At 56.4% G+C, this 11,599-nt stretch carries 10 protein-coding genes and 1 tRNA gene; 5 read left to right on the forward strand and 6 right to left on the reverse strand.

All coding sequences use genetic code 11. The features are described from left to right. Positions 1–457 precede the first annotated feature (457 nt). From JN414_RS05925 to JN414_RS05940, 4 genes are all read right to left on the reverse strand, one after another. Entirely contained in the window at positions 458–1,990 is a 1,533-nt protein-coding gene (locus JN414_RS05925) for a carbohydrate porin (RefSeq protein WP_202207098.1), read from the reverse strand. Between the two features lie 189 nt (positions 1,991–2,179). After that, the gene (gene ppa, locus JN414_RS05930; RefSeq protein WP_046900674.1) at positions 2,180–2,701 is read right to left on the reverse strand and encodes an inorganic diphosphatase; all 522 of its coding nucleotides are present in this window, start codon (positions 2,699–2,701) and stop codon (positions 2,180–2,182) included. A 203-nt stretch (positions 2,702–2,904) separates the two neighbouring features. After that, positions 2,905–3,306 (reverse strand): alcohol dehydrogenase, encoded by a 402-nt coding sequence (locus tag JN414_RS05935; RefSeq protein ID WP_202207099.1) that lies wholly within the window; start codon positions 3,304–3,306, stop codon positions 2,905–2,907. A gap of 115 nt (positions 3,307–3,421) precedes the next feature. Further along, positions 3,422–5,560: an FUSC family protein gene (locus tag JN414_RS05940; RefSeq protein WP_202207267.1), complete on the reverse strand. Its 2,139-nt coding sequence runs from the start codon at positions 5,558–5,560 to the stop codon at positions 3,422–3,424. Between the two features lie 219 nt (positions 5,561–5,779). Here JN414_RS05940 and JN414_RS05945 point away from each other — a divergent pair. From JN414_RS05945 to JN414_RS05960, 4 genes are all read left to right on the forward strand, one after another. Further along, positions 5,780–5,853: transfer RNA gene (locus JN414_RS05945), tRNA-Ile, on the forward strand. A 76-nt stretch (positions 5,854–5,929) separates the two neighbouring features. Next, on the forward strand, positions 5,930–7,609 hold the full coding sequence (ettA, locus tag JN414_RS05950) for an energy-dependent translational throttle protein EttA (RefSeq protein ID WP_202207100.1): 1,680 nt from the start codon (positions 5,930–5,932) through the stop codon (positions 7,607–7,609). A gap of 74 nt (positions 7,610–7,683) precedes the next feature. Then, the gene (locus JN414_RS05955) at positions 7,684–8,181 is read left to right on the forward strand and encodes a GNAT family N-acetyltransferase (protein WP_202207101.1); all 498 of its coding nucleotides are present in this window, start codon (positions 7,684–7,686) and stop codon (positions 8,179–8,181) included. Positions 8,182–8,268: 87 nt separating this feature from the next. Next, positions 8,269–8,622, forward strand: a complete 354-nt coding sequence (locus tag JN414_RS05960) for a pilus assembly protein N-terminal domain-containing protein (protein WP_202207102.1) — start codon at positions 8,269–8,271, stop codon at positions 8,620–8,622. 83 nt (positions 8,623–8,705) lie between these two features. Here the strand turns inward: JN414_RS05960 and JN414_RS05965 are convergent, their stop codons facing one another. Both JN414_RS05965 and JN414_RS05970 read right to left on the reverse strand, forming a co-directional pair. Beyond that, on the reverse strand, positions 8,706–9,302 hold the full coding sequence (locus JN414_RS05965; protein ID WP_202207103.1) for a phospholipid-binding protein MlaC: 597 nt from the start codon (positions 9,300–9,302) through the stop codon (positions 8,706–8,708). Positions 9,303–9,312: 10 nt separating this feature from the next. After that, positions 9,313–10,119 carry a VacJ family lipoprotein gene (locus tag JN414_RS05970; protein WP_202207104.1) on the reverse strand — a complete coding sequence of 269 codons (807 nt, stop codon included), beginning with the start codon at positions 10,117–10,119 and terminating at the stop codon, positions 9,313–9,315. A 317-nt stretch (positions 10,120–10,436) separates the two neighbouring features. Between JN414_RS05970 and JN414_RS05975 the strand changes: the two genes are divergently transcribed. Continuing rightward, positions 10,437–11,597, forward strand: coding sequence for an aldose epimerase family protein (locus JN414_RS05975; RefSeq protein ID WP_202207105.1), 1,161 nt, complete (start codon positions 10,437–10,439; stop codon positions 11,595–11,597). The last annotated feature ends 2 nt before the right edge of the window (positions 11,598–11,599 follow it).

Genomic DNA, 11,599 nt, shown 5'->3' on the forward strand with positions numbered 1-11,599 from the left:
AGAGCACAACCTTGCCAAGGTTGGGGTCGTGGGTTCGAATCCCATCACCCGCTCCAGTTTGAAAAAGACGCCTTAGGGCGTCTTTTTTCGTTTCTGGCTTTCGTTGCCACAAGATGGTGTCCCGCTACGAGAAAACTGCGCGGTCGTAGAAAGTGCAGCGACGGTCAGGCTGTCGTTCAGCCCTGATCCAGCTTGCCCGCGAACTGCATTAATCTTGGATTTGGAAAGCCGTTCTACGCTTAAGAGGTGGGCGTAAGTGGCTCTTCGTCAGCTTTCTGAGGCACGAAAGAGCTGTTTATTTTGGGAATGACCGCGCGAGCGGAGATTGGCCACAAGCCACTGCGTTGGCCATCAACTGACCAACTAGACGTGCCCTTTGTCGCGCCAATGCTGCCTGGCCGTTACGCCTGAAAATAAAAGCGGCCAGTCAGAATAATCTACTGGCCGCCGTGTAGGCTTAGAAGAACTGGATGTGGCTCTTGAAGCCCAGCATTGCTGCGTTGTGCAGTGCAGCCTGACCGCCGGGACGGAAGTAGTACTGGAAGTCCGGTGCAAAGGTCACGCCGCGCATCACATGGATACGGTAGTTCGCTTCGAGCACTTCGCCGTAGCTCTGAATCCCGTAAGAGCCATTCATAAGCGACATCCCACGAGCAAGCTGTAGGCGCTGGGTGTCGGAAACGCTGCCTGCAACACGAACATAGGTGAAGTTCACACCGATGCCGTCCAGTGGCCGAGCCTTCCAGAATCCGCTGTCCACAAACCCGATTTCATACTGCTGGGCACGCGTCTGGGTGCGGGGGCTGTTGGCATAGAAGCCGCCCAGTACGACAAGGCCAGCGTCCGGGTTTCCGGGCGTATGGTGGCGCCAGACCATTTGGTCCGCCAGGAACCAGGCTGCCCAGGAATAATTGACCGTACGCTGGGTCTGGCCCGTGATGACATACGGGTTCCCGTTGACATCATAGTAGTTGTCTTTGTGAGGCGCATTGTCGATGGCGTAGCCGACCTTGTAGTGGCCTGGCAGGTGGTCCTTACCGACCAGTGGCTCCCAGCCAGCTTCCACTGGCACGGCTTCACCATTGATGTCCGCACCGTTGAACTTAAAGCCCGTCCGGTACTGAACGTTGTTGTAAATGCCTGCCTGCGCGAAATACACGCCGGTCTGGATGTATGTGCTTTTTGTCGGGCGGACGCGGATACGGGCTGCCCACACTGCATCAGGGTAGGACGAATGGGTGGTATTATCAGACGATGCCTTCGGGTTACCGCAGAAGGCATTGTTCTGGAAGTTGCAGTACAGCGGGTTGGCGGAGAAGTCGTTCAGGAACGGAATACGTCCGGCAGCGACGTCAAAATGACCATTTGCAAGCGTTTCTTCACCATAGGCATAGACAAGGTGCACCACCACGTTGCCGCCTGCACCGTAAATTTCGGAGCTGGGGTTCAGGTTGTCACCAAACATGCGACTTGCCGGAATACCGTAACGACCGACAACAACGGCATGGGTTGAGAAGCCGCGGATACCAGCAAGCTTTTCCCAGTCGATATCGTTCTCAAGGCTGTACTGGCCTGCGTTGCTGCTACCCTGACGAAGCCCGTAACCTGGTGTCGGCTTGGTGATGGCGCCCGTGTATTCGTTGGTGTTGTCCATCATGATCGCAATACCGCGGTCACGAAGCCATTTGTTCCAGCCGAACGGGTTGGTCAACAATGCCTCAGGCTTGGGAAGCGGTGGCACCTGCTCCTTGTCGAACGACATGATCGTTAGAGGCGTGTTGACGCGAACACTCGGGTTTTCTGAGTTCTGGTCCGGCCAGTCCATAACCGTGATGGGAGCGAGAACGCGCACGGTCGTAACCTTTTCGCCAGCCTTTGACTGAACGACGGTCGTGACAGGTGCGGGAGCCTTGGTCGCGCCTTCAGCGGCAGCGATGGCGGGCGTAAAAGAAACCGCACAGGCTGCGGCATAGAGATGCAGGCGAGACAAGTCTCTTATCCTCGGGTATCAGGTTGCGAGATCTTCGTAACACTTTTTCCGGGATGAAGAACAGAGATTATGAGATAAATTTCGAAAATATCACGCTCATATGATATAGGCTTCATTTCTTAGGAAAAAACAAAGCCTATACCAAGCGATGTAAACTATAATCCGTATAAAACGGATCACAACATCGTATTATTTGGCTGCTGCGAGTGCTGCCTCGATGACTTTACCAGCCTCTTCCTTGCCAGCCCAGCCTGTTACCTTAACCCATTTGTTGGGCTCAAGATCCTTGTAGCGCTCAAAAAAGTGCTCAATCGCCTTGCGTGTGATCTCTGGCAGGTCGTCGATGGATTTCACGTCCGTGAACTGCGGATGGATCTTGTCGTGCGGGACGCAGATGATTTTCTCATCCTGGCCGCTCTCATCTTCCATCTTCAGCATGCCGATCGGGCGTGCACGGATCACGGCGCCAGGAACGACGGCTGCCGGAGCCAGCACGAGGGCATCAGCCGGGTCACCGTCAGCGGCGAGGGTGCCAGGAATGAAGCCGTAAGCTGCCGGATAGGCCATGGGCGTGAACAGGAAACGATCCACGAAGATCGCGCCGCTATCCTTGTCCACTTCGTACTTGACCTGAGAGCCCTGCGGGATCTCGATAACTACATTAATGTCGTTCGGCACGTCTTTGCCGGGCGAGATCTTGGAAACGTCCATGATGTTCACGTCCTGAACTGGTTTTAAGACGGCGGAACCTTAGCTGTCCTGCGCCTTTCTGCCCAGAGCGGAAGCAAAAACATGATAGGGAACTGGCGTGCCGGTCGCGGGGTTGAGAGCGCTCGACAGATCGCCAGAAACGCAAAACGCTCCAGCACAGGGCCGGAGCGTTCGTAGAAGCCGATAAACTCGGAAAGTCAGGGTCAGAGAAGCGGCTGTGCGGCCTTCAAAGCATTGTGGCAGGCTGCGCGACGGTCATCTTCGTTGGTGTAGGCCACCAGATAATAGCGCTTGCCGTTGCTGTTGAAGAAGCCAGAGGTGCCAAGAGCATAGTCTTCATTGCCAACCGTCTGTTCGGTGGCCTTGTACTTTTCGCTCAGGCCGTAAAGAGCCGGGTTGCCTTCATCATAAGAGAGATACTGCAACTCGATGCAGTAGTTCATGATTCCTGCAAGATTGGCAGGAGAGACGCCCGTGAAATCTTTGCCAGGCGTGCCCTGAACGGCAGCAGGAGGCGGTGGCGACTGTTCCTGGGCCATAGCAGCCGTGGACATCACGCCGAGGCCAAGAGCTAGGCCGAGAGCGGGCACGATACGACGAAACATGACGGTATCCTTTCTGAAGACCCTGTCTTCCCGCGGCACTCCGCGGTTGAAACGGAACATTTCCCCCCTTTTCGTGAAAAGAAAAGTCTATTTCAGAACATTTCTTCGTGAGCACTCAAACCGGCGGGTCGAGATAGGGGCTTTTTGTGTCAAAGAATATCTTGTTGGTGTCCAGTTCCGTCGCAATGACGTCCAGAGCGGTGAGGGCGGCAATCAACACGAAGCGCTGGCGGGGGCGCGATTCGGTTGTTTCACAGTCTCGCAGTCTTTGAATGGCGAGGAGGGTGGCGCGGAGCGTCCGTCCGTAATGTCCATGATAACGACCACTGAAATGACTCATCCGGGCCAGCACCAGTTCCAGCGCCTGATGTGCACGGGGGTTGAGAGACGCATCATGGTCTATGGCGCGCAGTCGAAGCAGGTTCAGCATGACGCGCATCGCGGAAAGAATGCCCGCCAGATAGGCGTGGACCACAGGAGACGGTGTATTTCCTGAATTGGTCATCAGGCGAACGAAGCGATCCACGTTGCGTGAGACCACTGTATCAAGCGTGGCGTTCGTTTTCCCTTCTGCAATGTGATGCAGGTCCTGAAGGATGTGTTCGCGCATGGTCCAGCGTTGGTGCGCTGGGTCATAGGGCAGAAAAACGCGGTACATCCATGATGTGTAAAGCAGGCCCAGAACGAGCGGCATGGCCGTATTGAAATAGACGATTTCATCCGTTCGGCCCTGATTGGAAGGGCCTAGAAGGATGGGCAGGAACAGATTGTAAGAGACGGCCGGAAGCGTCAGTGGCGGATAGGCGAAGGCCAGCCCGCCTAACATCATGGCAACGCCAGACCACATTCCGAGCATTTCGAATGTTGTGGGTTTTCCCAGCAAAAGCAGATCGAGCACGCCCCCAGCCAAAACGGCACAGCAGGCACCATGCAAAAAAGCCTGTGTCGCAAGGGCTGGGCGTTCCAGCGTCGAGAACAGGCTGCATGCAATCGCGACAAACATGATGAATGTCAGGCCGCTGGGCCACGCTGTCGCAATCCAGATTACACCCGCCCCGAAGACAGTCACCGATGAGCGGAGGCTGTTAACGATGGCCTGCCGCCAGTCCCGGTAGGATCGGATAGGCTCATGGAAATGATCGTGAGGCTGAGGATTGCGGCTGGCTTCGAACTGCCGCAGGGCCATTCTCAGGGCATCAATCAGTTCGACCAGAGACTGCTGCAACATGCCGTGGCGAAGCATGGCAGCGCGGTCTTCTACTTTGGGAAGAACAGTATCGAAATCTTCTACGACCCGGCGTCGGCAGTCCCGCCTGATGTCTCGCAGATCGCCCAAAATTGCATCCATGCTCTCGGTACTCTCCAGCCTCGCGGGCAAGGCGAGAAACATGTGCTGGATCGCTTTGGCCTGTTCGAGGAAAGCGTCATCCTGACTGAGGGGAAGGCGCATCAGCGTGGCAAGGTCCATGGCCCGTGCCAGAAGAACAGCGATGTTCGCCAGGGCGGCTCGCGTATGATCGCCCGCATGGTCCTGTCGTCCCAGCTCGACCTCAGCGAATTCAACCTGATCCCCTAAAGTGGTGATCCGGGTGAAGACAGACTGCATGGTCTCCAGAGCATCCGTCTTGCCCGCCAGGATGTCCGCGATGGTTGAAAGTGCTGGCTTCAGGGTGTCTTCAAAAGTGCTGGTGAGTTGTTGGCGCGTTCGTTTCGTGAGGCCGAGCTGGAACAGTCCAGAAATCGATGCTTCCAGAACAATGCCCAGCACAATGTATGTGGCGCGCGAACTCGCAATTTCGAAAATGTGGTGTGGGTCCGCGATCCCATCGAGGGAGACAATGGCGTAAGTGAAGCCCGTCGCCCGCATACCATGAATACGGTAGTTGGTCATGGAAGCTGGCCCCGGCATGAACGTGCCTATCAGGCAGAACAGCCCGATGCCTGCGGCCAGAAGCAGAATGAACATCAAGGGCGCCTGAGGGCAGGCTGCGACGAGTATCACGCCGCAGATCACGCCCAGCACCATGCCGAACAGATGCCATTTCGCCTTTGCCAGACTGCGCCCGCGTGTGCCCTGCGCGACCATCCAGACGGTCAGGGCTGCCCATTGCGGGCTACCAAGCTCCATCTTCAGGGCAATCCCCAGCGCGAGCAGGGACGTCAGAGTAGTTCGGAGAGCGTAGCCGGCCATGACCGGGTCCGGGCTGTAGAGCCAGCGGAATTTTTGCAGAAAAGCTGTCGCGCTTGCCTGCATCACCGAATGTGCGGCGTTGTAATGTGTTTCAATGAGCGTCCAGCCACGTCTTCCCCCAGAATAATGAAAACCGGTAGGTGCCTTCTCGAAACGGCGGCAATGGCCTTCTGAGGCCAGTCGGGGACGGGAGGCGTTTTGACACATAATGCAAAAAAAGACATTTCACCATGTCAGCCCTTGCAAAAATGCGTCAGGTGAGCGATTTCGTGCAGCTACCGCGCGCCTGTAGCTCAATTGGTTAGAGCCGGCCGCTCATAACGGCTTGGTTGGGGGTTCGAGTCCCTCCGGGCGCACGGTGTTCTATTTTGTCTGGCGAGCCTGTCTGCCGCCGCTCATTCCGCACTCCACCACCGAACAGGAGACCTCATCATGGCCGCCTACCAGTACGTCTACGTCATGAAGGATCTTACGAAGGCCTATCCGGGTGGACGTGAGGTCTTTAAGGGCATCACCCTTTCCTTCCTGCCCGGTGTGAAGATCGGTGTTCTCGGCGTCAACGGCGCGGGTAAGTCCACGCTGCTCAAGGTGATGGCCGGGATCGACAAGGAATTCGGCGGTGAAGCCTGGGCGGCCGATGGCGTCAGGATCGGCTACCTCGAGCAGGAGCCGCAGCTTGATGAAAAGCTGACGGTTGGTGAGAACGTCGCTCTCGGTTTTGGTGAACTCAAGCGCGCACTCGATCGCTTCAACGAAATTTCCATGCTGTTCGCTGAGCCTATGTCCGATGAGGAGATGACCAATCTTCTCTCGGAACAGGCCGAGCTGCAGGAAATCATCGATGCCGGTGACGGCTGGGAGCTAGATCGGAAGCTGGAGATCGCTCTCGACGCGCTGCGCTGCCCGCCAGCAGACAGCCCGGTCGACAAGCTTTCCGGTGGTGAGCGTCGCCGCGTTGCGCTGTGTCGTCTGCTGCTTGAGAAGCCTGACATTCTGCTGCTCGATGAGCCAACCAACCATCTTGATGCCGAGAGCGTCAGCTGGCTCGAAAAGACGCTGCGTGACTATCAGGGCACCGTCATGGTCATCACCCATGACCGTTACTTCCTTGATAACGTCACGAACTGGATTCTGGAACTTGAGCGCGGCCGTGGCTATCCGTTCGAAGGCAACTACTCATCCTGGCTGACCCAGAAGCGCAAGCGCCTGGCTCAGGAAGAGAAGGAAGAGAGCTCCCGCCAGCGCGCTCTTGCTGCCGAGCAGGAGTGGATCAACAGCTCGCCTAAGGCACGTCAGGCGAAGAGCCAGGCTCGTATTACCAAGTACGAAGAAATGCTGGCAGCCAACTCCGAGAAGGTTGGTGGCACGGCGGACATCGTTATCACGCCGGGTCCGCGCCTTGGCGGTACGGTGATCGAGGCTGAGAACCTGACGAAGGGCTTTGGCGATCGTCTGCTGATCGATGGCCTGAACTTCAAGCTTCCGCCTGGTGGCATCGTGGGTGTGATCGGTCCGAACGGTGCGGGTAAGTCCACGCTGTTCAAGATGATCACCGGTCAGGACACGCCGGATGGTGGCTCTCTGAAGGTCGGCGAGACGGTGAAGCTCGGCTATGTCGATCAGTCCCGCGATACGCTGGATGGCAACAAGACCGTCTGGGAAGAAATTTCCGGCGGTACGGACGTCATTCAGCTTGGCAAGCGGACGGTTCCGTCCCGCGCCTATGTCGGGGCGTTCAACTTCAAGGGCTCTGACCAGCAAAAGCGCGTTGGCATCCTGTCGGGCGGTGAGCGTAACCGCGTTCATCTTGCCAAGATGCTCAAGGAAGATAGCAACGTCCTGCTGCTCGATGAGCCGACCAACGATCTTGACGTTGATACGCTGCGTGCCCTCGAAGATGCTCTGGCAGACTTCGCTGGCTGCGCCGTGGTCATCTCCCATGATCGCTGGTTCCTTGACCGTTTAGCCACGCATATCCTGGCTTTCGAAGGCGACAGCCATGTCGAGTGGTTCGAAGGCAACTTCCAGGACTACGAAGAAGACAAGCGACGTCGCCTTGGTCCGGATGCGACTGAGCCGAGCCGTATCAAATATCGCCCGCTGGCCCGCTAAGACGGACCGTTCCTTCTGCACGTCACCGGGACAGGATCACCTGTTCCGGTTTCTGACGGTTTGAGGAGGCCCGCTTGTTAGGGCGTGAACTCCGTACTGCACGTCTGGTTCTCACTCCGGTCAATTGGCCGGATCTGGAGGACATGATTGCTCTCAAGGCTGATGCCGGTGCTTTTGGGCAAATGCTTGGCGGTGTGCGAAGCCGCTTCGATACGGAAAAGGAAATGGCCGAGGACGTTGCGTTCTGGGCCAGGCGCCGCATTGGTATCTTTGCTATTCGTGAAAATGGGCGTTTTGTTGGAATAACAGGCGTTCACGAACGCCCTGATGGCCGCGGTATCGGACTGAGATTTTCAATTTTCCCATGGGCTACTGGCCGGGGCATTGCCCGTGAAGCTGCGGCTGCTGCCATTCGGTATGTTCTGGATGAAGGGGAGCCACGGATTGTAGCTGTGGCTCGGGAAGATAATTTGGCCTCTCGCGTCGTACTCGGCAGTATCGGCATGCGTCATGTTGATACCTTCACGCGTGATGGTAATACGATGTTTCTCTACGAGATTACCCCTGCCTGATACGCAAGGGGTACTGAGCGTTTGTTTCCTGCCGCATCAGGTATTACTGATTGAAGCCATACGGTATTTTTTTCTAAGGAATAAAGTGTGGTTGATTTTCTGAAAAACATTGGAAAAGCGGCGTTTTCTGCCGTCATCATGGGGCTGGCTGTATTGCCGAGCGCACGGGCTGACGCCCCCAAGGCCCCTGAACCGGTCGTGGGTGGCATGCACATTATTGATCGTACGCTGGTTTTAGCCGTGGGAGGCACCGAGATCGTAGCGCTCCCCCCGAACCTGCAGACGGCATCCATCAGCTTGCCGGATGTTGTGCATGTGAATCTCGTGTCCCAGAAGGTCGCAGAAATTCTGGCCCATCATGACGGACAAACAGATGTACTCTTTACGGGCAAAGACACAATCTATCGTTTCCACGTCACTGTGCAGCGGCCTACCCGATAAAACTCGCTGGTAAGACAAAGCACAAAAAAAGGCCTCCTGTTATGGAGGCCTTTTTTTTATCGTCATGCTCGAGAGAACGGCAATCAGTGATGATTGCTGAGCTGACGCTCCAGAGCTGCGTTGAGTGCACCAACATCGCCGCCGTGACGGGCCAGATAGGAGCTGTAATCGCCGCGCTGATTCATGCGCAGGCTGGCACCTTCACCATACATATCCACCACCTTCGGCGGGTTCCCACCGATGATGAGCTGCATGTTGACTTCTGGCTGGCCCGGACGGTCAATCAGCGCGTTGACGCGTTCGCCATCCGGTGTCGGGCTTGTGCCGGTCACACGGAAGCTCACGCCCTGGTAGTTACCGATCTGGTCCGTGATTGTGTTGACCAGAACCTGATCGAACAGCTGAAGGTATTTCTGCTGCTGTGCCGGGGTGGCGGTGCGCCAGTAGCGGCCGAGGCAGTAGCGGGCAATGCCCTGAATATCCACATTGGACTGAAGAAGCGGAAGGACTTCGCGCTTCTTTTCACCCAGTGGCTTGCCGGAATTAACGATGCTGACCAGCTGGCCACCAAAGGAATTCACGAAATCTGTTGCCGGATTGGCATGAGCGACGCCAGCCCCGAAAGTGAGGGCTGCAGCAAAAGCACCAAGAAGGGCCCGGCGCGAAAAGGCTTTAAGCATGCGTTTGTCCTCAGTTGTACCAGTCTGGGGTGGTGGCGCGGTGATCGTTCGTCATAGCGTCAATCTGGCTCTGGCGGTTCTGCTGCCAGGCACTGCGGACGTAGGAGTACGGATCAAGGCTGTCCTGCTCCAGATGATCGATCTGATCCACACTGTTGGCAAAGCCATCAACCGTTCCAAGAATATTGTAGGCCCAGTTGAATGTCAGCAGGCCATAACCTCTTGGCACATAATTGATCGGGGTGAGAGCCTGACCAATCGCATAGCCTGCGCCATCGCGGAAGTTGCTGGGACCAACGAACGGAATGAAGAGGTATGGGCCGCTCTTTACGCCCCATGTTCCCATGGTCATCCCCGGGTCAGTCTCATGCTGTTTGTACCCGACCAGACTGGCAACATCGAAGAAACCGGCCACTCCCGCACTCATGTTGATCGTGAAGCGCATGAACGAATCACCCGCACGACGAGGCTTTCCAGCCCCTACATCAGAGAAGAACACCGCAGGCTCACGCCAGGTTTCATTGATGTTGGAAATACTATGCCGCACCGGTTTCGGAACAGCCCAGATCCAGGCTTTGGCCACGGGGCGCAGGGCCACATGATAAGCCCACATCTGGACGTTATACATTTTCCGGTTCAGCGGCTCGTACGGATCGTTGGCAGCCTTGTAATCAGCAAGGTCGTCCGGATCTTTCGGCGGGGGATTATGCAGGGAGCCACAGGCCCCCAGCGTCAGCAGTGCCAAAACGCCTGCAATGGCTCTGCCACGACGCGAGCGCGTCGCCCTGATACCGATTCTGTCCTGCCGAGAGTCCATAACCATTCCTCAAAAACCCCACTCCGCGGGCGTGCTCACAAAGACTTCATCTGAAAACGGAAATTTTCGAAATCCGTTCCCATTCAATTGGTGTGCCGCCGGCGGAGCCATGAGCCGTCCGTCGCGGAAAACTGCGGAAGGCCGTAGTCATAGCCTATACTGTGCCAAGCTGCACCCCTCTATGTATCCAAATTACGACACAGGGAAGGGACGAGATCCTTTAACGATCCAGACGTCAAAAGGACACTCCGGCGACTTTGACGGCTGAAATATTTTGAGAGCAGTGTGGCGGCAACTCAACACCAGGGAATTTTCCAGTGTCCAGATTTTCTGCCTGCAAAGCACCACTTTTTGCCACCGTGGCCCTAGTTGGCCTGTCTCTTGGGGCTGCTCAGGCGCGTCCAACGGCACTCTCTCAGCCATGGGGCAACACGCCCGATGGTAAGCCTGTCCGTATTGTTACTCTGAAGAATGACCATAACGTGACGGTACGCGTCATTACCTATGGTGGCATTATTCAATCTGTTGAAACGCCGGATCGTAACGGGCATCCGCAGGACATCGTCCTCGGGTTTGGCGATCTCAAGGGATACACCGTCGATAGCGCCAAGGGTGGACTGTTCTTCGGGGCGATTATCGGCCGTTACGCAAACCGTCTCGCAGGCGGCAGCTTCCCGGTAGACGGGAAAATCTACCACACGGACATTACGGCTGCCCCGAACGCTCTGCATGGTGGCAAAAAGGGGTTCGACAAGAACGTCTGGACGCTTGAAAAGACAGGCATCTCTGCAAGCGGTTCCTATGTGACGCTAAAGCTGGTCAGTCCGAATGGAGACCAGGGCTTCCCCGGTACACTGACAACGCACGTGACCTATACGCTAGGGAACGACAATGCTCTGTCGCTGCATTATGTGGCGACAACCGATGCGCCGACGGTTCTGAATCTGACGAATCACAGCTACTGGAATCTGAATGGCGAAGGCTCTGGCAGCATCGAGCCGGAAATCCTTCAGATCAACGCAGACAGCTATACCCCAACCGACAGCACCTCGATCCCGACGGGTGAGCTCGTACCCGTTGCAGGCACACCACTCGACTTCAGTAAGCCAACTGAAGTGGGCGCACGCCTCCGCAGCAATGACATCCAGATGATGTATGCGCGTGGTTACGACATGAACTGGGTCGTTAACGGAGCATACGGACAGGCTCCGCGTCTGGCTGGAAAAGTCTATGACCCACGCTCGGGCCGCAGCATGGAAGTTCTGACCAACCAGCCAGGGCTACAGGTTTATACGTCCAACTCACTGGACGGTGGGTATGCAGGGATTTCCGGCCATGCTTATCGCCAGACAGACGCTATCGCCTTTGAAGCCGAGCACTATCCAGACAGTCCGAACCATCCGTCCTTTCCGACGACGGAACTGAAGCCGGGTCAGACATTCGACTATACGACGACGTTCAAGTTCTCGAATCAGTAAGT

The organism is Gluconobacter sp. Gdi (genome assembly GCF_014132155.1).
Taxonomy (GTDB): Bacteria; Pseudomonadota; Alphaproteobacteria; order Acetobacterales; family Acetobacteraceae; genus Gluconobacter.